The following is a 22,576-nucleotide window of genomic DNA, read 5'->3' on the forward strand; positions in this document are numbered from 1 at the left end:
GTTTGCCTCCTATTGCGCGCAACCCCGCTTGGGCGCACGCATTGCTACAGCGGTTTGGGGGTCAAGGGACGGTTTACTGCACCAGGGGATCGGTGCTGCGCTCGAGATCGAGGGCCTCGATCTGCGCCGCACCGGCCAGCAGCAACATGTAGTGGCGCAGTGCCGTGGCGCGCGACTTGAGGCGCAGCTGGCGTTCGATGCGCTCGCGCACTTCGTCGAAAGCGAGCTGGCGGCCCTTGCGCCTGCCCAGCACCTCGACGATGTGAAAGCCAAAGCGCGTGTGCACCAAGCGCGGGTGCAGCCCCATGCCGCCGAGTTGGTCGGTCTGGAAGAACAGCTCGTTGGCCAGTTCGGGTGCGCAGTCGTCGGGGCCGATCCAGCCCAGTTCGCCGCCTTGGGCGCCGCTGGGGCAGTTGGAGAGCTCGCGCGCCAGTTCGCCGAAGCGCTGCGGCGCGGCTTCTTTGCGCGACAGCTCCAGCAACGCGGTTTCGGCGCGCTGCGCCAGCGCGTGCACATTCACCCCCGGGGTGACGGCAAACAGGATGTGGCGCAGGTTCACCGCCTGCCCGACCACGAACTGCAGGCTCTGGGCCTGGTAGGTGCGCTCGCACGCCTCGAGGTTGGGCTCGGGCGTTTGCACCTCGGCCTCGAGCATGGCTTGGATGCACTCCTGCTGCGCCTCGTCCAAGGTCGGGGCCAGATCGGTGTGCTCAGCGGCGGGCAAGAGGCCGCGGCGCACCGCCTCTTGGCGCAGCAGCTCGGCGTAAGCGCGCTCGCGCAGTTCGGGCGGCGACAGGGCCTCGTCGGCGCGTTGCAGCGCCACGCCGTTGATGCGCGGCAGCGGCGGCGCGGTGGCGGCCGCTGCCTCGGCGGCTTGGGCGGCACACTGGCAGCCACCACCACCGCCACCGCAACCCGTGCGCGTGGCTTCAGTCAAGTCGTTCATAGTGGGTCTGGCTTTCAGGCTTGGGTGGGATGTCCGTGGTTGTGGGGGTGCAGGCGGTTCAGCGTGGCGCGTCCGAACGCTCGCCCAGACCCAAGCGGCGGCTGCGCACCAGTTGGTAGGGGCGCCGCAGGTAGGCCAAGGTGCCAAAGCCGCTCCAGACGTGCACCAAGCGGCTGAACGGAAACACCAAGAACAGCGTCATGCCCAGCACAAGGTGCGCCTTGGTGATCCAGCCGATATCGACCAGCAGCTCGGCGGCGCCGGCGCGGAATGTCACGATGTGCTGCGCCCAAGCCGACAACTGCGCCATCTTGGCACCATCGAGGTGGTACTGCACCGAACCCCAGATCGTGGCCAAGCCGAGCGCGAACTGGGCCCACAGCAGCCACAGAATCAAGATGTCGGCGCTCTTGCTGGTGGCGCGGATGCGCGGATCGCTCAGGCGCCGGTGCAGCAGCAGGCTCAGGCCGATCAGGCCCAGCACCCCAGCCACGCCGCCGACGCTGATGGCCATGAGCTTTTTGTCGGCGGTGCTGATAAAAATCTCATAGATCCAAGGCGGGGTCAGCAGGCCGACGGTGTGGCCAAAAAAGATCACCAGAATGCCGATGTGAAACAGGTTGCTGCCCCAGCGCAACTGGCCGGTGCGCAGCAGCTGCGACGAATCGGTCTTCCAGGTGTACTGGTCGCGATCGAAGCGCAGCAGGCTGCCGACCAAGAACACGGCCAAGCAGATGTAGGGGAAGTAGCCAAAGAAGAACTGATGCAGCGAGTTCATGTCTGCGCTCCTTGATGCGACGGTTTGGACGGCTTGACAAAGCGTATCGGTTGCGGCTGATCGGGCCGCGTTTGGCCGCTGCTGGCGCAGCCGTCAAACGCCGCCGGCTCGGCCCAGGCCTGATCGAGATCCGGGTCGGCGGCCACCGGCACCGGTTCGGCGGCCTCGCCGGCGAGCTCGAGCACCGCCGCCAGCACGCAGGCGTAGGGGCTTTGGCGCTTGAGCAGGGCGCTGAAGATGGCGCGCACGATGTGCGCGGTCTCGTGCAGAAAGGCCCGCGCTTGCTCGGCCGGCTGGGTCGAGGCGAACTCGAGCAGCACCGGCAGGTAGTCGGGCAGGTCGTCGGCGTCCAGGTACAGGCCGGCTTGCTCGTAGGTTTGCAGCAGGTCGATCATGGCCGGGCCGCGGTCGCGGCTGTCGCCGTGCACGTGCTCGAACAGGTGCAGCGCCGTGCCACGGCCGCGGTCAAAGAGCTCGACGTACTCGGCCTCGACCGTCAGGCCGCTGCTGTGCTGCAGGCGCTGCAGCAGCTGCTCGAGCTCGGCCAAGCGCGGCGCGGCGAGCGCGGCCTCTTGTTGCAAGGCGGCGCGCAGCTCGGGCAGGTGCGCGCGCAGGGCCGCGTCGGGGTAGCGCAGCAGGTGCGCCAGCGCGCGCAGCGTCAGCTGCATGCTCGGGGCCAGTGGGGGGCTGTGGTGGCTCATCTCAGGCTCCTACCTTGATGGGGATGGTGCGCTTCTTCTCGGCCCCGAACAGGCTGGTTTCGGTTTCGCCGTCGGAGCAGCCGTTGCCAAAACTGAAGCCGCAGCCACCGCGCAGGTTGTAGGCGTTTTCGGCGTACTCGCGGTGCGTGCTCGGGATCACGAAGCGGTCTTCGTAGTTGGCGATGGCCATGATGTGGTACATGTCTTCGACCGTGGCCGCATCGAGCCCGACCTGATCGAGCACCTCTTGGTTCACCACGCCCTCGACGTGCTTGGCGCGCTGGTAGGCGCGCATGGCCAGCATGCGCTCGAGCGCCTTGACCACCGGGAACGGGTCGCCGGCGGTGAGCAGGTTGGCCAGATACTTGACCGGGATGCGCAACTGGCTCACGTCGGGGATGACGCCGTTGAGGTTGAGCGCGCCGGCGTTGGCCGCGGCGCTGATGGGCGACAGCGGCGGGATGTACCAGACCATGGGCAGGGTGCGGTATTCCGGGTGCAGCGGCAGCGCCACCTTCCAGTCCATCGCCATCTTCCACACCGGGCTCACACGGGCGGCGTCGAGCCAGTTCTGCGGCACGCCGTCGCGCAGGGCTTGGGCGATGACCTCGGGGTCGTTGGGGTCCAGAAAGACGTCGAGTTGCGCCTGGTACAGGTCGGTGTCGCGGGCCACGCTGGCGGCTTGCTCGATGCGGTCGGCGTCGTAGAGCAGCACGCCGAGGTAGCGGATGCGGCCCACGCAGGTCTCGGAGCACACCGTGGGCTGGCCGGCTTCGATGCGCGGGTAGCAGAAGATGCACTTCTCGGCCTTGCCGCTTTTCCAGTTGTAGTAGATTTTTTTGTACGGGCAGCCCGAGACGCACATGCGCCAGCCGCGGCACTTGTCTTGGTCGATCAGCACGATGCCGTCTTCTTCGCGCTTGTAGATGCTGCCCGATGGGCAGGAGGCGACGCAAGTCGGGTTCAGGCAGTGCTCGCACAGCCGCGGCAGGTACATCATGAAGGTGTTTTCGAACTCACCCACCATGGCTTTCTGCGCCGCCTCGAAGCTGTCGAGGTTGGAGTCCTTGCTGCGCTTGGAGAACTCGCCGCCCAGGATTTCTTCCCAGTTCGGGCCCCATTCGATCTTCTCCATGCGCTGGCCGGTGATGAGCGAGCGCGGGCGTGCCGTGGGCGCGGTCTTCATTTCGGGCGCGCTGTGCAGGTGCTCGTAGTCGAAGGTGAAGGGCTCGTAATAGTCGTCGATTTCGGGCAGGTTGGGGTTGGCAAACAGCTTCATCAGCAGCGACCACTTGCCCCCTTGGCGCGGCACGATCGAGCCGTCGCTCTTGCGGGTCCAGCCGCCGTTCCAGCGATTTTGGTTTTCCCACTCCTTGGGGTAGCCGATGCCGGGTTTGGTCTCGACGTTGTTGAACCAGGCGTACTCGACGCCGGGGCGGTTGGTCCAAACGTTCTTGCACGTTACCGAGCAAGTGTGGCAACCGATGCATTTGTCCAAGTTCAGGACCATGCCGATCTGTGCGCGTACTTTCATTGCATTGCTCCTTGTTCGCGGTGCGTGGGCATCAGGGGTTTTCGCCCTGCGACAAGACGGCGCTGGCGCGCTGCGGGTCGTCCGGGGTGTCGAGCCAATCGACCTTGTGCATCTTGCGCACCACCACGAACTCGTCGCGGTTGGTGCCGATGGTGCCGTAGTAGTTGAAGCCCCAGCTCAGCTGCGCGTAGCCGCCGATCATGTGCGTCGGCTTGGTGACGGCGCGCGTGACCGAGTTGTGGATGCCGCCGCGGTGGCCGGTGATTTCGGAACCCGGCGCGTTGATGATCTTCTCTTGCGCGTGGTACATCATCACCATGCCCTGGTTGACGCGCTGGCTGACCACGGCGCGCGCCGAGATGGCGCCGTTGACGTTGAACAGTTCGACCCAGTCGTTGTCTTCGATGCCGGCGGCCTTGGCATCGACTTCGGACAACCAGATCACCGGCCCGCCGCGGTTGAGCGTGAGCATCATCAGGTTGTCGGTGTAGGTGCTGTGGATGCCCCACTTCTGGTGCGGGGTGATGAAGTTGAGCAAAATCTCTTTGTTGCCGTTGGGCTTGCGGTTGTGGATGGCGTCGGTGGTGTTGAGGTCCACCGGCGGCCGGTAGCTCGAAAAGCCCTCGCCAAAGGCGCGCATCCAAGCGTGGTCTTGGTAGAACTGCTGGCGCCCGGTCAGGGTGCGCCATGGAATCAGTTCGTGCACGTTGGTGTAGCCGGCGTTGTACGACACCTTCTCGGATTCCAGCCCGGACCAGATCGGCGAGCTGATGATCTTGCGCGGCTGCGCCTGGCAGTCGCGGAAGCGGATTTTTTCGTCCTCGCGGTGCAGCGCCAGGTGCGCGTGCTCGCGCCCGGTGACCTTGGACAGCGCCTCCCAAGACTTGACGGCGACGTGGCCGTTGGTCTCGGGCGCCAGCTGCAAAATCACTTCGCAGGCGTCGATGTCGCTGACGATGCGCGGCATGCCTTTGGTCGGGCCTTCTTCCAGCGTGATGCCGTTGAGCTCGCCCAGCTGCGTGACTTCGGTCTCGGTCTTCCAGGCCATGCCCTTGCCGCCGTTGCCCAGTTTGTTGAGCAGCGGCCCGAGCGCGGTGAAGCGCTTGTAGGTGTTGGGGTAGTCGCGCTCGACCACGGTCATGGCCGGTGCGGTCTTGCCTGGCACCAAATCGCACTCGCCTTTTTTCCACTCCTTGACGTCGAAGGGCTGCGCCAACTCGGCCGGGCTGTCGTGCATCAGCGGCGTCAGCACCAGCTCTTTTTCTACGCCCAAGTGGCCGACGCAGACCTGGCTGAACGCTTTGGCCAGGCCCTTGTAGATCTCCCAGTCGGAGCGGCTCTGCCAGACCGGATCGACCGCCACCGACAGCGGGTGGATGAAGGGGTGCATGTCGCTGGTGTTGAGGTCGTTTTTCTCGTACCAGCTGGCCGTGGGCAGCACGATGTCGGAGTACAGGCAGGTGGTGCTCATGCGAAAGTCGAGCGTCACCAGCAAGTCGAGCTTGCCTTCGGGCGCTTGGGCGTGCCAAGCGACTTCGGTCGGCTTGGCGTCGGCGGCGCCGAGGTCTTTGCCCTGCACGCCGTTTTGCGTGCCCAGCAGGTGCTTGAGGAAGTACTCGTGGCCCTTGCCCGACGAGCCCAGCAGGTTCGAGCGCCAGACGAACAGGTTGCGCGGCCAGTTTTGCGGCGCATCCGGGTCTTCGCAGCTCATCTGCAGGCTGCCGTCCTTGAGCGCCTTGACGGCGTAGTCCTTGGGGTCCATGCCGGCGGCGGCGGCGTCCTTGACCACCTGCAAGGGGTTGGTCTTGAGCTGCGGTGCGCTGGGCAACCAGCCCATGCGTTCGGCGCGCACGTTGTAGTCGATCAGGCTGCCGCCGTAGGCTTTGGGGTCGGCCAGCGGCGACAGGATGTCGGCGACGCCGATCTGCTCGTAGCGCCACTGGTCGGTGTGGGCGTAGAAGAACGAGGTCGAGTTCTGCTGCCGCGGTGGGCGCGCCCAGTCGGTGGCAAAAGCCAGCGGAATCCAGCCCGACTGCGGGCGCAGCTTCTCTTGCCCGACGTAGTGCGCCCAGCCGCCGCCGCTTTGGCCGATGCAGCCGCACATCATCAGCAGGTTGATGACGCCGCGGTAGTTCATGTCGGCGTGGTACCAGTGGTTCATGGCGGCGCCGATGATGACCATGGATTTGCCGTGCGTCTTGTGCGCGTTGTCGGCAAACTGGCGCGCCACCGTGATCACCTGCTGACGCGGCACGCCGGTGATGGCCTCTTGCCAAGCCGGGGTGTAGGGGGCGTTGTCGTCGTAGTTTTTGGCCCCGCTGCCCAGCCCGCGGTCGATGCCGTACTGCGCCACCTGCAAGTCGAACACCGTCGCCACCAGTGCCTGGGGCGCGCCGTCTTCTTTGCTCAGCGGCAACTTGACCACCGGCACGCGCACGCGGTTGATGTCTCCTCCGCCCATTTTGTTGGAACTGAAATGCGGCACGTCGCGGCCGGCGAAGTAGGGCAGGGCCACTTCGGCGATCTGGTGTTCTTGGGCGCCGTCTTCAAGCACCGAGAGCTTGAGCCGCACTTCTTCGTTGGCGCGCGCTTCTTTGGCCTCGAGGTTCCATTTGCCTTGGTCGGCGCGCCCCTCGGGGCCCCAGCGAAAGCCGATCGAGCCGTTGGGCAGCACCGCTTTGCCGTTGCTGTCGAAGGCCACGGTTTTCCACTCTGGGTTGTTGGTCTGCCCGAGCTTGCCGTTGAAGTCGCTGGCGCGCAGGTAGCGGTCGGGCACTAGGGTGGTGCTGCCGTCGGGCAGGGTTTGCTCTTTGAGCAGCACCAGCAGCGGCAAGTCGGTGTAGCGGCGCGCGTAGTCATCGAAGTAGGCGCTGCGCACGCCGCTGTCGGGGAAGTAGAACTCCTTGAGCGCCACGTGGCCCATGGCCATGGCCAGCGCCGCGTCGGTGCCCTGTTTGGGGTGCAGCCAGATGTCGGACAGTTTGGCGACTTCGGAGTAGTCGGGCGTGACCGCCACCGTTTTGGTGCCCTTGTAGCGCACCTCGGTAAAGAAGTGCGCGTCCGGGGTGCGCGTCTGCGGCACGTTCGAGCCCCAAGCGATGATGTAGCCCGAGTTGTACCAGTCGGCCGATTCGGGCACGTCGGTCTGCTCGCCCCAGATCTGCGGGCTGGCGGGCGGCAGGTCGCAGTACCAGTCGTAAAAGCTCATGCTCACGCCGCCGATGAGGCTCATGTAGCGCGAGCCGGCGGCGTAGGACACCATGCTCATGGCGGGAATAGGCGAAAAACCGATGATGCGGTCGGGGCCGTATTTTTTGATCGTATAGACGTTGGCGCTGGCGATGAGCTGGTTGACTTCGTCCCAAGTCGAGCGCACGAAGCCGCCCATGCCGCGCACCTGCTGGTAGTCGCGCCGCGCCGCCTGATCGTCGGCGATCAGCGCCCAGGCATCGACCGGCGTCTTGGCCACCTTGAGCGCGGCGCGCCAGCGCTCCAGCAGCCGGCCGCGCACCATCGGGTACTTGACCCGGTTGGCGCTGTACAGGTACCAGCTGTAGGAGGCGCCACGGGCGCAGCCGCGGGGTTCGTGGTTGGGCATGTCCCAGCGCGTGCGCGGGTAGTCGGTCTGCTGGGTCTCCCAGGTCACGATGCCGCCCTTGACGTAGATTTTCCAGCTGCAGGAGCCGGTGCAGTTGGTGCCGTGGGTCGAGCGCACGATCTTCTCGCTCGCCCAGCGGTTGCGGTAGGCGTCTTCCCAGGTGCGGTCTTCGGCGGTGGTGCGGCCGTGGCCGTCGGCAAACGGTTCGCGTGCCAGCTTGAAGAAGGTCAAACGGTCAAGGAAATGGCTCATGGTGGGGTCTCCAGCGTGAAAGGTGGCTTGGGCGGGATCAGCAGGGCTTCTCGGCGCCTTTGCGCCAGTAGTACCAGTAGTTGAGCGCGATGCCCACGAAGTACAGGAAGGCGAAGAAATAGAGCGCGGCATTGGGGCTGCCGGTCATGGCAAACGAGCGACCAAACAGGATTGGCACAAAAAAGCCCAGCAGCAGCACCGCCGCGGCCGCCGTGAAGCCCAGCACCGGGCTGGCTTGCTTGGGCTCGAAGATCATCACGATCTGCTTGAACACGCTGGCGTTGCCGATGCCAGCACCCAAGAAGATGCCCAGCAGCACGATGAAGAACAGGGTGAACTGCTCGGATGAAGTCGGTGCGGTGAGGAAGGTCAGGCCGATGGCCGAGCTGGCCATGATCGCGAACACCAGCATGGTCATGTTCGAGCCGCCAAACTTGTCGGAGAAGATGCCGCCGAGGGGCCGAATCAGCGCCCCCACCAGCGGCCCGATCCAAGCGTAGGCGAGGGGGTCGGGGGCGTTGGGCAGGCCGTGGAACACTTCGCGGATCAGCAGCGGCGTCGAGGCGACAAAGCCCGAAAAGGTGCCGAAGGTGAAGGTGTAGAGGATGGTCTGCACCCAAGTGTGCTTGAGCTTGACGATCTGCATCTGCTCCATGAAGTCGCCGCGCGCCGGGTGGTTCTTCATGCCAAACAGCACCAGCACGGCCATGATCAGGGTCGGGATGAGCCAGATGTAGGCCGCGTTTTGTGGGTACATCAGAACCTCGCGCACCACCTCGAGCGTCGCTGGGTTGAGCACCCTGAACATCATCGAGTCGCCGGCAATGGCGCCAAACAGCCCCACGCCGATGGCGGCGGGCACCAAGAACTGCGCCGTCGAGGCCCCCAGGTTGCCAAAGCCGATGGTGAAGCCCAGCGCCGAGCCGCCGATGCGCTTGGGAAACCACAGGCTGATGTTGGCCGCGGTAGAAGAGATCTGCCCACCGGCACACAGCCCCGCGACACCGGCCCAGAACAGCAGCACCCAGAACGGTGTGGTCGGGTCTTGCACCACGTGCCCGATGCCAAAGATCGGGATCAGCAGCGCCAGCGTGAAGATGAAGGTGGTCCACATGCCGCCGATCTTGAGCACCAAAAAGGTGTGCGGAAAGCGCGCCACCGCGCCCATGAGCAGCGCCATCGCCGGCAGCCAGAAGCGCTGATCGACGGTGAGCTGAAAGCCCAAGCCCGGCAGGCGCACCACCAGCGCGCTCCAGGTAAACCAGACCGCAAACGCCAAGTGCAGCGCCAAGAAGGCGATGATCAGGGTGCGGATCGCCAGCCACTTGCGGCTGTTCCAAAAAACCGGGTCCTCGGGGCGCCATTCGGTCACGTTGGGCGACCAGATCGGTTTCGACTGGGCGCTGGTTCGGTTGTTCATACTGTGCTCTCCGTTAAAAATGAGCTGCAGCGCGTGCGTAATCGGTTGCAGGCGCTGGGGGCGCAAACGCCCCGGTGGCTGGGTTCGACTGTGCCGCTTGCGGCACGACTTGAACATCCTTCGAAGGGGCTGGCGCGCCGACTCTGAAAGAGCGATGGCACGCGGCGCCGCCATCGGTCGAAGGAACTAATGCCCTTTGAGGCCCTTTTGCTCGAGTTGGTCCACCAAAGCGCGCAGGTCGTCGAGGTCGCGGAACTTGGCCGTGAGTTGGAAGCCGTCGTTCTTCTGGCTCAGCTCCACGCCTTGGTTGCCGGCCAGGAACTGGCCCAAGCGGCTGCGCGCGTCTTCCTTGAGCCGGTTCTCCTCGGCGATTTCGTGGTCCACCGACGACAGCACGTAGTTCTCGTCAAAGCCGCCCTTGGGCTCTTGCAGCCAGATCACGCATACCAGCCAGCTGATGAAGGCCCCGGCGGCGATGATGAAGAAGAACTGCTGCGGCGTGACGTACATGAAGATGAACAGGTAGAACACCGCACCGGCGTTGCCGTAGGCCCCGCACATGCCCGATATCTGGCCGGTCACGCGCCGCTTGATCGAGGGGATGATGCCGAAGGTCGCCCCTTCGGCACCCTGCACGAAGACCGAGAACAGGATCGTGAAGCAGACCGCGATCACCAGCGGCCAGCTGCTGTCGAGCAGGCCCATCAGCACCGCACCGATTCCGATGCCAAACATGTAGGCCGCCATGACGAAGCGCCGGTTGCCAAAGCGGTCTGAAACCAGCCCGCCCAACGGACGCGCCACCAGGTTGACGAAGGCGAAGGTCGAGGCCACCAGACCCGCCTGCACCGGCGACAAACCCCAGGTCATGAGGAAGAACATCGGCAGGATCGAGACCACGGCGATTTCGGCGCCGAAGTTGGCGAAGTAGGTCACGTGCAGCGCCGCCACCGACTTGTAGGGGTAGCGGTCGTCTTCGGGCACGCCGCGCTTGAGGATGGGCAGATTGACGCGCAGGATCTGCACCACCTGGTAGATGATGATGAGCGCGATGCCCAGATAGAGCGCGTAGGACAAGTTGTCGCCGATGAAGCCCGACAGATGGATGCGATAGACCACGATCGCCAGCACGCCGGTGAGGAAGATGGTGAACAGGATGTGCAACACCATGTCGCCGTAGGACGAGACTTCCAGCGCCGAGGCCTTGCGCGGCTTGCGCTGGGTGCCGGGCTTGGGGCCGTCGGTGATGGCGAACCAGTAAAACACGCCATACAGCGCCATCACCGTGCCCGACATGGCGATGGCGTAGCGCCAGCCGTCGTCGCCGCCAAACACGTACATGGCGATCGAGGGGATGGTGAGCGCCGCCCCGGCCGAGCCGAAGTTGCCCCAACCGGCGTAGAAGCCTTCGGCAAAACCGATGTCGCGCGGTTTGAACCACAGCGCCGTCATGTGGATGCCGATCACGAACGAGGCCCCGACACAAGATATGACCAAGCGCGAGACGAACAACACCTCGCGGCTGTCGCCAAAGGCAAAGACGAAGGTCGGGATGGCCATGACCACCAGCAGGGCGGAGAACACGCGCCGCGGACCCCAGCGGTCCAGCGCCATGCCGACGAAGACGCGCGCCAAAATGGTCAGCGCGACGTTGGCGATGGCAAAGATCTGGATGTCCTCGCGCGTCAGCCAGTCTTCGGACTGGAGCATCATGGCCGCCAGCGGCGCCATGTTGAACCAGACGTAGAAGGTCATGAAAAAAGCGATCCACGTCAGGTGGAGGGCTTTGATTTCCGGGTTTTTGTAGCGAAATAAGTCGGCGACTTGCATGATGGGTATGGGCTGGCGGGTTGTTGGCCCTTAGCCTTCTTGGGTCGGGATGATGAGCAAGGGGCACTGGGCGCGGCGCGCCAAGAAGGCGCTGACGGTGCCAAAGGTCATGTGGTCGAGCTCGTCGAAGAGCGCGTCGATGCGCCGGGCGATGAAGTTGCCATCGGGCTTGTACGAGTGGCGCGCGATCACCAGCACGTCGGGCCGGTGCTGCTCGGTGGCTTGCAGCAGCATCTTGCGCGCGTCGCCCTCGGCCACCAGCACCCGGGTCGGAAAACCGGCCAAGGCCAGTTCGGCCGCGGCCGCTTCGGTGCCGGCTTTTTGCTCTTGGTACTGGGCGCTGAACAGCTCGTCACCCGAGTTGGCGTTGCTGCCGGGCTCCTCGATCACGGTGACCAAGGTGACGCGGGGCAGTTCGCGCGCCATGAGAAACATTTTTTTCACGGCCTCAAGCGCAATGCGGGCATTGCGTGAGTGGTCGTAGGCCAACATCACTTCCATAAGATTCCCCTCGGGTTAAGCCACGGCCATAAAGCGGCCGGGGTCGGGCATCAACTCTGCCGCTTTGGCAGGGTTTTGCCCATTCTCCCGAAGGGCGCCTGGGGTGTTGTGCCGAAGAACTAGGGTGCGGTGGCGGGCGCGGGGGTGTGGGCTTTGGGGCGCTTGAGGTAATCCGAGTTGCGCACTTCGGTCCAGTACATCCAGATCAGCGACACCCAGACCACGCCAAACAGCAGCATGAAGGCGGTCGAGCGCACGCCGGTCAGGTCTTGCAGCATGCCGAACATGATCGGCAGCACGAAGCCGCCGAGCGCGCCGATGCAGCCGACGATGCCCATGATGACGCCGATGTTGCTCGGGTAATCGTCGGCGATGTATTTGCACACCGATGCCTTGCCAAAAGCCCAGGCAATGCCGAGCACGAACATCAGCACCGTGAAGCTCCAGACGTTGTGCGCGAGCGTGAAGGTGACGGGGCCGCCTGCAGTTTGGATGGTGTAGGTGGTGGCCGGGTACGAGAGCAGGAACAAACAGACCCAGCTCACCCACATCACCCACCAGGTGGTGCGGTGGGCGCCGTAGCGGTCCGACAGCCAGCCACCGACGCCGCGCAGCACGCCGCCGGAGAGCGAAAACACCGAGGCCAGCAAGGCGGCGATGCGGATATCGAGGCCGAACTCGCCCACGTAGTACTGCACCATCCACAGCGAAAGCGCGACGTAACCACCGAGCACCACCGAGTAGTACTGGCAGTATTTCCAGACCGTGGGGTCTTTGAGCGCCTGCAGTTGCTCGCGCCAGGTGATGCGCGCATCGACTTTGTGCTGCGGGTCGCTGTAGGTCAGGAACCAAAACAGCAAGGCCATGGCCAGCATCGACAGCGCATAGACCTGCGGCACGAAAATCCAGCCAAAAGCCACCAGCAGGCTGGGTGCCACCAGTTTGCCCAGCCCCGCGCCCATGTTGCCGGCGCCAAACACGCCCATGGCAAAGCCCTGGTTGCGCGGCTCGAACCAGCGCGCCACGTAGGGCGTGCCGACCGAGAACGAACCACCGGCCAGGCCGACGAACAGCCCGAGCACCAAGAATTGCCAAAACTCGGTGGCGTGGCTGATGAGCCAGATCGGCACCACGGTCGAGAGCATGAGCAGGAAAAAGACGATGCGCCCGCCGAACTTGTCGGTCCACATGCCGAGCGGAATCCGGATCAGCGCGCCGGTGAGCACCGGGGTGGCGGTGAGCAGGCCGAACTCGGTCGCGCTCAGTTGCAGCTCTTGCTTGATCGGCACACCGATGACGCCAAACATCATCCAGACCATGAAGCAGACCGTAAAGGCGAGCGTGCTCATGATCGCCACCGACAATTGCTTGCGCCTGAGGCCGGTGCCGCTGTGCGTCTGCGCCTGAACGTGAACTGGGCGCGGGTTCATGGGGTGGCCCTCGTGCGGGGTGGGTGGGTGGGCATGGTTTGGGCTCCGTTGGGCTGGGGAGCGGGCACGGGTGGCTGCTTGCCTAGGATGCAGCGTTGAGTGGGCCCGCAACCCGCACTGTGTCCGCTGCCGCCCGCTTTGCCCATCCTGCTCAATGATGTCGGGCGCCCCTGCCGCATGGCCGACCCCGGGGCATGCCTACCCTGGCCGTTGGGAGTAGATCGGGTGCAGGAGCAGGGCGCAGCGCTAGCTCAGCCCGCGCTCGCTGGCATAGACGGCGGCGTGGACGCGGTTGCTCAGGTTGAGCTTGCGCAAAATGTGCTGGACGTGGATTTTGACCGTGGTCTCGGCGATGCCCAGCGCGCGCGCGATGTGCTTGTTGCTGTCGCCCTTGGCGATGAGTTTTAGGATTTCGCTTTCGCGCGGCGACAGGGTGTGGATCGGGTCTTTGGGGTTGAGCGCGTGCAGCGCTTGGCTGCGCGCCGCCGCCGGCGCGGAGTCAGCGGCCGGGTTGGCTGGAGCAGCGGATGGGGTGTCGGGGGGGTGGCGCAAAAGCCCGACCAGTTTGCCCATCATCACGGGGCTGATGACCGAGTCGCCGTCCCAGACGCGCTGGATCGAGTCGCACAGGGCGTCGGTGTTGATGGTCTTGACCAAGTAGCCGTCGGCACCGGCGCGCAGCCCGGCGGCCAGGTCTTCGACGTTTTCGCTCACCGTCAGCATGAGCACGCGCACGCCCGGCTGGGCGCGCTTGAGGTCGGCAATGGCCTGCACCCCGAGCACACCCGGCATGTGGTTGTCGAGCAAGACCAGATCGGGGCGCTGCTGGCCCAGCACCTGCAGGGCTTGCGAGGCGTCGGCGGCCTCGCCCACGACTTCAAAGCGCGCATCCTGCGCCAGCAGCGCGATCAGGCCGCGTCTAAACAGGTTGTGGTCATCGACCACCAGCAGGCGGATGGGCGGGGTGGGGGCTGGGTTCATGCGGCGTTGCTTTGAGTGGCGGTTGGGAGTTCGAGGCAGACTTCGGTGCCGTGCGCCGGGCGCGATTCGATCTGCACCCGGGCGCCGATGCGCTCGGCGCGTTCGCGCATGATATGCAAACCGACGTGGGTGTCGTCGGCAGCGGGTGGCTTGGGCTCGAAGCCGCAGCCGTCGTCGCGCACCTTGAAGCGCCACACTGGGCCGCGTTCGACGCTGAGCCAGACCCGGTTGGCGTGGGCGTGCTTGCGCACGTTCGACAAGGCTTCCTGCAGCACATGCAGCACCTGCAGCTGCACGTCGGAGGGCAGCTCGATCGCCTGGCCCTGCAGCTCGAGCTCGGTTTTGATGCCGCTTTGGTGCTCGAACTTGCTCAGGGTGGCGCGCAGGGCCTGCGCCATGTCGTCGCTGTTGGTGCGGGTGCGAAAGTGCACCAGCAGTTCGCGCACGTCGCTGGTGCTCTCGCGCACGCCGGCGTCGATTTCCTCCAGTGCCTGCTGCACCAGCTGCGTGTCGGCGCGCTGCAAGGCCTGGCGCAGCAACGTGACCTGGATCTTGAGGAAAGCCAGCGACTGGGCGATCGAGTCGTGCAGTTCGCGCGCCAGCAGGGTGCGCTCCTCGCTCACCGCAGCTTCGCGCAGCAGGGCGGTGTTGCGCAGGTGTTCGAGGGCGGCGGCCAGTTGGCTGGCTAAGGCTTCGTAGAGCGCGCGGTCGGCCTCGGTCAGGGTGGCCGGGTGGCGAAAGAACAGGTCGATCTCGCCCAGCAAACGCTCCTGGACCCGAATCGGTACCGTGATCAGGCTGACAAAGCCGGCCTTGGCGCAGTTGCCCAAGCGCGCGTTGGTGGCGCTGACGATGGGTATCACGCGTGTGCGCGCCTGCTCGGGCAACTGGCCGCAGGCGCAGGCGCCGGCCTCGATGCAGTGTTCGCCCTCGACCAGTTCGGGCGGCAGGGCCTCGCTGCCCAGCATCAGGTAGCGCTGGTTGGCCGGGTCGGTCCAGCGCAGGGCCAGGCCATCGGCCTGGCTGAAGGCGCGCACGCGCTGGGCAAATCCGCGCGTGATTTCGTCCATCGAGCGGGCGTCGATCAGAAAGCTGCTGACTTCGTACAACACGCGCAGGCGCTCGCGCTCGGCGCGCAGGTCGCGCGTCTTGTTTTCGACCCGGCGCTCCAGCCCTTGGTAGAGCTCGCCCAAGGTCTGGGTCATGTGGTTGAAGCCGGCGGCGAGCTGGTTGAACTCGTCGTGCGCCTCGGGCGGAATGCGCGCGCCGAACTCGCCCGCTTGCACCCGGTTCTGGGCCTCGATCAGGCGGCGCACGGGGAAGGCGACGTACAAATGACCCATGTAGAGCGCCAAGATCGCCCCAGCGACCGCCAGCGCCATCATCACGAACTGAAACAGGGTCAAGAGGGCGCCAAAGCGCACCAATACGCGTTCGATCGCCAGCACCAACAGGTCCACCTCATCGACGAAGGCATCGACCTCGGTGACCAATTGCCCATGGCCGAGCGCTGGGCCGTATGCGCCCGATAGCACCGGACGCAGCTGCAGCCAAGAGGTCTGCAAGGCTTCAAACTTGGCCCGGGTGGCGGCGTTCCAAGGCACGAGCAGGGGGCGTTGCGGGTCGCCCCGGCGCAGCAAATCCAAGCTGTGCTCGAACTCCTGCACCAGCACGGCGCGCGCCTGCAGGTCGTGCTGCGCCAGTTCGGCGCTCAGCAGGCGCCAGGCTTGCATGCGCAAGCGCCCGGCTTCGTTCACGGCGGCGGCGCCGCCGTCGAGCTTGCGCGTGACCCACATGGTGGAGGCGATGGAGACCAGCGCCAAACCCAGCAGCGCCAAGCCCAGCACCAAAAACTGGGTCGAAAGTCGGCGTTTGGGCATCATAGGGGCGTACTCGGGGGCTATTGTCGCCGCTGGGGCCGCCCTGGGTTCTAGTTCCAAAGAACTAGGGCGCAACCCGCAGCATCCTCCTCTTGCACGGCACAGGCCCGGCCGCAGAAGGATGGCGCCGTGTCAGTCTGGGTGCCATGATGGCGCGTGATGTGCATCGATTATTTGCCATGAACGCGCCGCCCCCACCTGCTGCTGCGCCAGCGCGCTGGAGTTGGCGCGCCCTGTACTGGGCGCCGCACCGGCTGGCCTTTGCGCTGGCGTGCGTGCTGCTGATTTTGTCGAGCCTGTGGTGGCTCAACGTGCAGCTGGTGCGCAGCGCCTGGCTGCCCGAGGCGCTGGTGTGGCCGCTGGTCTGGTACCCGAGTCTGGTTCATGGCGCGGTCATGACCTATGGCTTCGTGCCGCTGTTTTTTCTGGGGTTTTTGTACACCGCCGGGCCGCGCTGGCTCGGCATCGAGGGGCCGACGGCGCGCCAAGTCGCGCCCGGGCTGTGGCTGCAGGGGTTGGGTTGGTGTCTGTGGTTGCTGGGAGCGCAATTGGGCGGCACGGTTGCCTTGGTTGGGGGTGCCCTAGCGTGGCTGGGGCTGTGCGCGGGCCTGTGGCATTTGCTCGCCATGCTGCGCCAAAGCCGGGTGGCCGATCAGGTGCACGCGCGCCTGATCGCTGGCGCTTGGGGCCTAGGGCTGCTGTGCTTGGCCGGTATGTTGCTGGCGCTGGCTTGGGACCAGCCCTCGCTGGCGCGGGCGTGGCTGACCAGTGGCTTGTGGGGCTTTGTGGTGGTGGTCTATGTGACGGTGGCGCACCGCATGATCCCGTTCTTCACTTCCAGCGCCCTGCCCATGATCAGCATCTGGCGCCCGCTCTGGGTGCTGCTGTTTTTGCTGCTGGCGATCGCGCTGCGCCTGCTCATGGTCTGGGTCGAGTGGCTGGAATGGGAGCTGCGCCTGTGGGCGGCGCTGGGCAGCTTTTGGTTGTTGGTCTCGGGCATGGTGCTGCTGGGGCTGGCCTTTGTCTGGGGGTTGGTGCAGAGCCTGCGCATTCGGTTGCTGGCGATGCTGCACATCGGTTTTTTGTGGCTCGGGCTGGCGTTTTTGATCGATTCGATCGGCCACTTCTGGATGCTGCTCTCGGGCGATGCGCCCTGGACGCTGGGGGCCATGCACGCCATCACCATGGGTTTCATGGGTTCGCTGTTGCTGGCGATGGTGACCCGGGTCTCGTGCGGGCACAGCGGGCGCTTGCTGGTGGCCGACCGGCTGGTGTGGAGCCTGTTTTGGTTGCTGCAGCTGGCCACGGTGCTGCGGGTGGTGTCGGACTTGGTCGATCTGCGCTACCTGCTGGGCCTGACGCTGGCCGCCGCGCTGCTCTGGACGCTGGCACTGCTGCCGTGGGCGCTGCGCATGCTGCGCTGGTACGGCTTGCCGCGCATCGATGGTCGGCCGGGCTGAGGGGCAGCATGGCTCACGCCCGCCCCCCGCACCAGCCTCAAGCCTTGGGCGGCCCGTAGTAGCTTTTTTTTGCCGCAGCCTCGTCTTGCAGCAGGCGCGCGCCGGCCACCACTTGGGGCGCTAGGCCGTGGGCGCCGGCTTCGATGTGCGCCAGCAGCGCCGCGCGCATGCGCGGCTCCCAGTAGCTACGCAGGTGGTTGCGCACGCCCTCGGCGGCGCGCTCGGGCGGGTAGGGGGCAAAGAAATCGCCGATCTGCCCGGCCATGGTCAGCAGGCGCTCGAGCTCCATCACGGCCGGCTCGGCGCTGGGTGGGGCGTGGAGGTGCGCGGGGCTGCTCATGCCTGCACCTCGCTGGCTTGGGTGCTGGCAGCGCTCACGCCCGCCGGCGCGGCGACGCGCAGCACCTCGACCGCCGTGACCTTGTACTCGGGGCAGTTGGTGGCCCAGTCGGAGCGGTCTGAGGTGAGCGCGTTGACGCGCGACTCGGCGTGGTGGAAGGTGGTATAGACCACGCCCGGGTTGACGCGCTGCGAATACACCGCCTTGAGCTGCGTGCTGCCAAAGCGGCTGCTCACTTGCACCTGCTCGCCGTCGCGGATGCCGCGCGCGATGGCGTCGGCGGCGCTGATTTCGAGCACGTCTTCGGGGTGCCATTGGCTGTTGGCGCTGCGCCGGGTCTGGGTGCCGGCGTTGTATTGCGTGAGGATGCGGCCGGTGGTGAGCAGCAGCGGGTAGCGCTCGCTGCTGCGCTCGGTGGTGGGCACGTAGCCGGTGAGCATGAAGGTGCCCAAGCCGTTGGCGCGCGGGAAGCGCTCGAGGTGCAGCACCTCGGTGCCCTCGGGCGCCTTGGCATCGACCGGCCACTGCGCCGAGCCGACGCGCTCGAGCAGCTCGAACGACAGGCCGCTGTAGGCGGGGGTGAGGCTTGCCAGCTCCAGCAGCACCTCGCCGGCGTCGCGGTACTGGGTGGCGTAGCCCATGGCGTTCATCAGCCGCACCACGACCTCCCAGTCTTGCAGGCCGGCCAGCGGCGGCACCACCTGGCGCACCCGACTGACGCGGCGCTCGGCGTTGGTGAAGGTGCCGTCTTTTTCGAGCGCGGAGCTGCCCGGCAGCAGCACGTGCGCGTACTTTGAGGTTTCGTTGCGGTACAGGTCTTGCAGCACCACAAACTCCATGTTGCGCATGGCGGCGATGACGTGGTTCTGGTTCGGGTCGCTCTGCACCGGGTCTTCGCCCATGATGAATATGCCGCGAAAGTCGCCGCCCACGGCGGCGTCAAACATATTGGGCAGGCGCAGACCCGGCTCCGGGTCTAGGGCCGCGCCCCAGCCGGCTTCGAAGCTGGCGCGCACCTCGGGGTCGGAGACGAAGCGATAGCCGGAATAGACGTGTGGCCAGCTGCCCAAGCAGCTGCCGCCCTGCACGTTGCCCTGCCCGCGCAAGGGGTTGACGCCCACGCCTTCGCGGCCCAGCATGCCGCAGGCCAGCGCCAGGTTGCCCAAGCACATGACGCCGGTCGAGCCTTGCGAATGCTCGGTCACGCCCAGGCCGTAGTAGATGGCCGAGTTGGGGCCGGCGGCATAGCGCCGCGCCAGCGTGCGGATGGCCTCGGGGTCGAGCCCGGCCTCGGGGCCGGCGACTTCGGGGGCGTAGCGCGGGTCGGATACCAGCGCCTGCCAGCGCTCGAACTCGGGCCACTCGCAGCGCTCGCGCACAAAGGCTTCGCGGTACAGGCCTTCGGTCACGATCACGTGCGCCACGCTGTTGAGCACCAGCACATTGGTGCCCGGGCGCAGCGCCAGATGCACCGTGGCCTGGCAGTGCGGCGACGACACGGTTTCGGTGCGCCGCGGGTCGATCACCAGCAGCGTGGCGCCTTGGCGCACGCGGCGCTTGAGCAGCGAGCCAAACACCGGGTGCCCCTCGGTGGGGTTGGCTCCCACCACCAAAATCACGTCGGCTTGCAAGATCGAGTCGAAATGCTGGCTGGCCGCGCCCGCGCCGATGGTGGCCGAGAGGCCAAACTGGGTCGGGGAGTGGCAGATGCGCGCGCAGTTGTCGATGTTGTTGTTGCCAAACACGGCCCGCGCCAGTTTTTGCGTCAGGTAGATTTCTTCGTTGGTGCAGCGCGAGCTCGAGACCGCGCCGATCGAGCGCACACCGTGGCGCTGCTGCACCCCGCGCAGGCCGGCGGCGGCAAAGGCGATGGCCTCGTCCCACGAGGCTTCGCGCCAAGGTTCGTCGATCGAATCGCGGATGAGCGGCGTGCGCACCCGGTCCGGGTCGTTGTAGTAGTTGTAGGCAAAGCGGCCTTTGACGCAGCTGTGGCCGTGGTTCGATTTGCCCTCTTTCCAAGGCAGCATGCGCACGATGCGGCCGGCTCGGGTTTGCGCCTCGAGGGCGCAGCCCACGCCGCAGTAGGCGCAGACGGTGACGACGCTGCGTTCAGGTTGCAGTGGCAGTGGCATGATCGTTGGCTCCATCAAAAAGGCTTTTTTCAACTAGGGCTTGGCTCGGGCAGCTCTGCACACAGGCACCGCAGCTGACGCAGTCGGATTCGAAAAAGGGCTGGTTCTGCCCGGCCACGACTTGGGTGTCGAAGCCGCGCCCTTGCAGGGCCAGGGCAAAGGTGCCCTGGATTTCTTCGCAAGCGCGCACGCAGCGGCTGCAGACGATGCACTTGGCCGGGTCGAACAAAAAGTAGGGGTTGGACTGATCGACCGCTGCCCCGGCGTGGCTGGCCCCGTTGTGGCCGTAGGGGTGGCTGCGCACACCCACTTGCTCTAGGGTTTGGTGGAATTCGCTCCAGCCGCCCGCGATTTCGTCGGCCGGAAAGTCGGACAGGTACAGCTCCAGCACACCGCGGCGCAGCGCCTGCAGCCGCGGCGTGGCGGTGCGCACCACCATGCCCGCTTCCACCGGGGTGGTGCAGCTGGCCGGGTAGCCGCGCTTGCCCTCGATCTCCACCAAGCAGACGCGGCAGCTGCCAAAGGGCTCGAGCGTGTCGCAGGCGCACAGCTTGGGCACCTGCGAGCCGGCCTCGGTGGCCGCCAGCAGCACCGAGCTGCCCGCAGGCACCGTGACCGCCACGCCATCGATCTCTAGGGCCACCGGGGCGCCGTCGCGCGGTGGTGTGCCGTAGTCGGTATCGGCTTTGAGCCGGCGCAGTTCACTCCACATGGGCGCTCTCCTTGGCTGGGTTGGGGCGGGGCAGGCCGAAGTCGGCCGGGAACAACCGGATCGCCGAGCGCACCGGGTAGGGGGTCATGCCGCCGAGCGCGCACAACGAGGCGTGTTCCATGAGGTCGCACAGCGCTTCGAGTTCGGCCGCCCGTTCGGCGGCCTGTGCGGGCGCGTGCTGCATGCGCTCGATCAGCTCGCGCCCGCGCACGGCGCCGATGCGGCACGGCGTGCACTTGCCGCAGCTCTCGATGGCAGTGAAGTGCATGGCATAGCGCGCCAGTGCGGCCATGTCGGCGCGGTCGTCAAAGACCACGATGCCGCCGTGGCCGACCATGGCCTGATGCTGCGCCAGCGTTTCGTAGTCGAGCGGCAGGTCGAGCTCGGCCGCGCTCAGATAGGCACCGAGCGGGCCGCCGATCTGCACCGCCTTGACTGGCCGGCCACTGGCGGTGCCGCCGCCAAAGTCCTCGATCAGCTCGCGCAGGCTGACGCCAAAGGCCTTCTCGACCAGGCCCGGGGTGCGCAGGTTGCCAGCGAGTTGGATGGGCAGCGTGCCGCGCGAGCGCCCGGCGCCGTAGTTGGCGTAAAAGGCGGCGCCGCGCGCCACGATCACCGGCACGGTGGCCAAGCTGATGACGTTGTGCACCAGCGTGGGCTGGCCAAACAGGCCGCGCACAGCGGGTAGCGGCGGGCGCGCGCGCACGAGGCCGCGTTTGCCCTCCAGGCTTTCGAGCAAGGAGCTCTCTTCGCCGCAGATGTAGGCGCCGGCGCCCACGCGCAGCTCGATGTCAAAGGCAAAGCTGCTGCCGGCCACGCGCGCGCCCAGCCAGCCGGCGGCGCGTGCGCGCTCCAGTGCCTGCTTGAAGGTGGCGATGGCGTGCGGGTATTCCGAGCGCAGATAGACGTAGCCCGAGCTGGCGCCGACGGCATAAGCGGCGATGGCCATGCCCTCGATCAGCTGGTAGGGGTCGCCCTCGATCGCCATGCGGTCGGCGTAGGTGCCCGAGTCGCCCTCGTCGGCGTTGCAGACCACGTATTTGGGCGCTGCCGTTTGTGCCGCCACGGTGCGCCACTTGATGCCGGCTGGAAAAGCCGCGCCGCCGCGCCCGCGCAAGCCCGATTGCGCGATTTCTTCCACCGTGGCAGCTGGGCCCAGCTCGAGCGCGCGCAGCAGCCCGGCCCAGCCGCCGTGGCGCGCGTAGTCGTCTAGGCACAGCGGGTCGGTCAGGCCGGCGCGGGCAAAGGTCAGGCGCTCTTGGCGCTGCAACCAGTCGAGGCGCTCGACCAGCCCGATGCAGCTCGGGTGCGCGCCGCCATGCAGAAAGTCGGCGTCGAACAGCGCCGGCACCTGCTCGGCGCTGACGCGGGCGTAGCCCACGCGCCCAGCGGGCGTATCGACTTCGAGCAGCGGCTCGTGGCTGTATAGGCCGCGGCTGCTGTTGCGCACCAGCCGCAACGGGCTGCCGCGACGCAGAGCGTGCAGCTGCAAGGCGGCGGCGAGCGCGTCGGCACCCAGCGCCAGCGCCACCGAATCGTTGGGTACATAGACAGTGGGGCTCATGCGCGCTGCTCCTCGGTGTGCTGGATCAGGGCCTGGGCTTGCTCCAGCCCGACCCGGGCGTGCAGTTGGCCATCGAGCATCAGCGCCGGCGAGGCCGCGCACAGCCCGAGGCAATAGACCGATTCGAGCGCCCAGGTGCCATCGGCGCGGGGCTGGTCGAGCTTGCAGCCCAGGCGCTGCTCGAGCGCGGTGGTGAGCGCTTGGCTGCCCATGGCCTGGCACGATTCGGCTTGGCAGACGCGCAACCGGTGCTGCGCCGGCGGTTGGCTGCGAAAATCGTGATAGAAGCTGATGACGCCGTGCACCTCGGCGCGCGAGAGCCCCAAGGCACGCGCGATGCGCGGCACGGTGCTGGAGGGCACGTAACCGAAGGCGGCTTGCACCTCGTGCAGCAGCGGCAGCAGGCCGCCGGGCACCTTGCGCCAGCGCTCGAGCAGCGGAGTCAGCTTGTCGGGCGCCGCTTGGTCGGGATGGGGTGCGGCTGGCGCGGCCGCGGGGCTTGGTAGGGTGCTCATGC

Annotated in this window: 17 protein-coding genes; 1 reads left to right on the forward strand and 16 read right to left on the reverse strand. The window is 66.3% G+C overall.

From position 1 onward, the window contains the following. Positions 1-73: 73 nt before the first annotated feature. The 11 genes from ACVMK0_RS00490 to ACVMK0_RS00540 form a co-directional block, all read right to left on the reverse strand. Positions 74-946 carry a peptidylprolyl isomerase gene (locus tag ACVMK0_RS00490; RefSeq protein ID WP_476463934.1) on the reverse strand — a complete coding sequence of 291 codons (873 nt, stop codon included), beginning with the start codon at positions 944-946 and terminating at the stop codon, positions 74-76. Between the two features lie 58 nt (positions 947-1,004). Then, on the reverse strand, positions 1,005-1,724 hold the full coding sequence (narI, locus tag ACVMK0_RS00495) for a respiratory nitrate reductase subunit gamma (protein WP_476463935.1): 720 nt from the start codon (positions 1,722-1,724) through the stop codon (positions 1,005-1,007). Beyond that, complete coding sequence (narJ, locus tag ACVMK0_RS00500) at positions 1,721-2,425, reverse strand: nitrate reductase molybdenum cofactor assembly chaperone (RefSeq protein WP_034111589.1); 705 nt, start codon at positions 2,423-2,425, stop codon at positions 1,721-1,723. Before narJ ends, narI begins: the two co-directional genes overlap by 4 nt. A gap of 1 nt (position 2,426) precedes the next feature. Beyond that, positions 2,427-3,959, reverse strand: coding sequence for a nitrate reductase subunit beta (narH, locus tag ACVMK0_RS00505; protein WP_045534273.1), 1,533 nt, complete (start codon positions 3,957-3,959; stop codon positions 2,427-2,429). 31 nt (positions 3,960-3,990) lie between these two features. Next, positions 3,991-7,809 carry a nitrate reductase subunit alpha gene (locus ACVMK0_RS00510; RefSeq protein WP_476463936.1) on the reverse strand — a complete coding sequence of 1,273 codons (3,819 nt, stop codon included), beginning with the start codon at positions 7,807-7,809 and terminating at the stop codon, positions 3,991-3,993. A gap of 37 nt (positions 7,810-7,846) precedes the next feature. Then, positions 7,847-9,229: an MFS transporter gene (locus tag ACVMK0_RS00515; protein WP_476463937.1), complete on the reverse strand. Its 1,383-nt coding sequence runs from the start codon at positions 9,227-9,229 to the stop codon at positions 7,847-7,849. A gap of 186 nt (positions 9,230-9,415) precedes the next feature. Next, complete coding sequence (locus ACVMK0_RS00520; protein ID WP_476463938.1) at positions 9,416-11,059, reverse strand: MFS transporter; 1,644 nt, start codon at positions 11,057-11,059, stop codon at positions 9,416-9,418. 30 nt (positions 11,060-11,089) lie between these two features. Next, positions 11,090-11,560, reverse strand: a complete 471-nt coding sequence (locus ACVMK0_RS00525) for a universal stress protein (RefSeq protein WP_476463939.1) — start codon at positions 11,558-11,560, stop codon at positions 11,090-11,092. A gap of 119 nt (positions 11,561-11,679) precedes the next feature. Next, positions 11,680-12,990, reverse strand: a complete 1,311-nt coding sequence (locus tag ACVMK0_RS00530; protein WP_476463940.1) for an MFS transporter — start codon at positions 12,988-12,990, stop codon at positions 11,680-11,682. Positions 12,991-13,236: 246 nt separating this feature from the next. Next, entirely contained in the window at positions 13,237-13,971 is a 735-nt protein-coding gene (locus ACVMK0_RS00535) for a response regulator (protein ID WP_476463941.1), read from the reverse strand. After that, on the reverse strand, positions 13,968-15,854 hold the full coding sequence (locus tag ACVMK0_RS00540; protein WP_476463942.1) for a type IV pili methyl-accepting chemotaxis transducer N-terminal domain-containing protein: 1,887 nt from the start codon (positions 15,852-15,854) through the stop codon (positions 13,968-13,970). Before ACVMK0_RS00540 ends, ACVMK0_RS00535 begins: the two co-directional genes overlap by 4 nt. 176 nt (positions 15,855-16,030) lie before the next feature. Between ACVMK0_RS00540 and ACVMK0_RS00545 the strand changes: the two genes are divergently transcribed. After that, on the forward strand, positions 16,031-17,311 hold the full coding sequence (locus tag ACVMK0_RS00545; RefSeq protein WP_476463943.1) for an NnrS family protein: 1,281 nt from the start codon (positions 16,031-16,033) through the stop codon (positions 17,309-17,311). A 37-nt stretch (positions 17,312-17,348) separates the two neighbouring features. On the opposite strand, the gene ACVMK0_RS00550 is transcribed toward ACVMK0_RS00545, so the two are convergent. The 5 genes from ACVMK0_RS00550 to ACVMK0_RS00570 are packed head-to-tail and all read right to left on the reverse strand — an operon-like array spanning position 17,349 to position 22,574. Next, a complete protein-coding gene (locus tag ACVMK0_RS00550) occupies positions 17,349-17,651 on the reverse strand; it encodes a formate dehydrogenase subunit delta (protein ID WP_034111576.1) in 303 nt (100 codons plus the stop codon). Further along, positions 17,648-19,783, reverse strand: coding sequence for a formate dehydrogenase subunit alpha (fdhF, locus tag ACVMK0_RS00555; protein WP_476463944.1), 2,136 nt, complete (start codon positions 19,781-19,783; stop codon positions 17,648-17,650). Before fdhF ends, ACVMK0_RS00550 begins: the two co-directional genes overlap by 4 nt. After that, the gene (locus tag ACVMK0_RS00560) at positions 19,761-20,495 is read right to left on the reverse strand and encodes a 2Fe-2S iron-sulfur cluster-binding protein (RefSeq protein WP_476463945.1); all 735 of its coding nucleotides are present in this window, start codon (positions 20,493-20,495) and stop codon (positions 19,761-19,763) included. Before ACVMK0_RS00560 ends, fdhF begins: the two co-directional genes overlap by 23 nt. Further along, positions 20,485-22,059 carry an NADH-ubiquinone oxidoreductase-F iron-sulfur binding region domain-containing protein gene (locus tag ACVMK0_RS00565; protein ID WP_045534289.1) on the reverse strand — a complete coding sequence of 525 codons (1,575 nt, stop codon included), beginning with the start codon at positions 22,057-22,059 and terminating at the stop codon, positions 20,485-20,487. Before ACVMK0_RS00565 ends, ACVMK0_RS00560 begins: the two co-directional genes overlap by 11 nt. Next, positions 22,056-22,574 (reverse strand): formate dehydrogenase subunit gamma, encoded by a 519-nt coding sequence (locus ACVMK0_RS00570; RefSeq protein ID WP_082027136.1) that lies wholly within the window; start codon positions 22,572-22,574, stop codon positions 22,056-22,058. Before ACVMK0_RS00570 ends, ACVMK0_RS00565 begins: the two co-directional genes overlap by 4 nt. Positions 22,575-22,576: the final 2 nt, after the last annotated feature.

It is taken from the genome of Serpentinimonas sp. SSL01 (genome assembly GCF_056323735.1).

What these genes read in the sequence shown, in the direction of transcription:
- ACVMK0_RS00545 (WP_476463943.1), top strand. Translation starts at nt 16,031, where the DNA reads ATGAACGCGCCGCCCCCACCTGCTGCTGCGCCAGCGCGCTGGAGTTGG.
- narI (WP_476463935.1), bottom strand. Translation starts at nt 1,724, where the DNA reads ATGAACTCGCTGCATCAGTTCTTCTTTGGCTACTTCCCCTACATCTGC.
- fdhF (WP_476463944.1), bottom strand. Translation starts at nt 19,783, where the DNA reads ATGCCACTGCCACTGCAACCTGAACGCAGCGTCGTCACCGTCTGCGCC.
- ACVMK0_RS00520 (WP_476463938.1), bottom strand. Translation starts at nt 11,059, where the DNA reads ATGCAAGTCGCCGACTTATTTCGCTACAAAAACCCGGAAATCAAAGCC.
- narH (WP_045534273.1), bottom strand. Translation starts at nt 3,959, where the DNA reads ATGAAAGTACGCGCACAGATCGGCATGGTCCTGAACTTGGACAAATGC.
- ACVMK0_RS00565 (WP_045534289.1), bottom strand. Translation starts at nt 22,059, where the DNA reads ATGAGCCCCACTGTCTATGTACCCAACGATTCGGTGGCGCTGGCGCTG.
- ACVMK0_RS00490 (WP_476463934.1), bottom strand. Translation starts at nt 946, where the DNA reads ATGAACGACTTGACTGAAGCCACGCGCACGGGTTGCGGTGGCGGTGGT.
- ACVMK0_RS00515 (WP_476463937.1), bottom strand. Translation starts at nt 9,229, where the DNA reads ATGAACAACCGAACCAGCGCCCAGTCGAAACCGATCTGGTCGCCCAAC.
- ACVMK0_RS00570 (WP_082027136.1), bottom strand. Translation starts at nt 22,574, where the DNA reads ATGAGCACCCTACCAAGCCCCGCGGCCGCGCCAGCCGCACCCCATCCC.
- ACVMK0_RS00540 (WP_476463942.1), bottom strand. Translation starts at nt 15,854, where the DNA reads ATGATGCCCAAACGCCGACTTTCGACCCAGTTTTTGGTGCTGGGCTTG.
- ACVMK0_RS00560 (WP_476463945.1), bottom strand. Translation starts at nt 20,495, where the DNA reads ATGTGGAGTGAACTGCGCCGGCTCAAAGCCGATACCGACTACGGCACA.
- ACVMK0_RS00530 (WP_476463940.1), bottom strand. Translation starts at nt 12,990, where the DNA reads ATGAACCCGCGCCCAGTTCACGTTCAGGCGCAGACGCACAGCGGCACC.
- ACVMK0_RS00510 (WP_476463936.1), bottom strand. Translation starts at nt 7,809, where the DNA reads ATGAGCCATTTCCTTGACCGTTTGACCTTCTTCAAGCTGGCACGCGAA.
- narJ (WP_034111589.1), bottom strand. Translation starts at nt 2,425, where the DNA reads ATGAGCCACCACAGCCCCCCACTGGCCCCGAGCATGCAGCTGACGCTG.
- ACVMK0_RS00550 (WP_034111576.1), bottom strand. Translation starts at nt 17,651, where the DNA reads ATGAGCAGCCCCGCGCACCTCCACGCCCCACCCAGCGCCGAGCCGGCC.
- ACVMK0_RS00525 (WP_476463939.1), bottom strand. Translation starts at nt 11,560, where the DNA reads ATGGAAGTGATGTTGGCCTACGACCACTCACGCAATGCCCGCATTGCG.
- ACVMK0_RS00535 (WP_476463941.1), bottom strand. Translation starts at nt 13,971, where the DNA reads ATGAACCCAGCCCCCACCCCGCCCATCCGCCTGCTGGTGGTCGATGAC.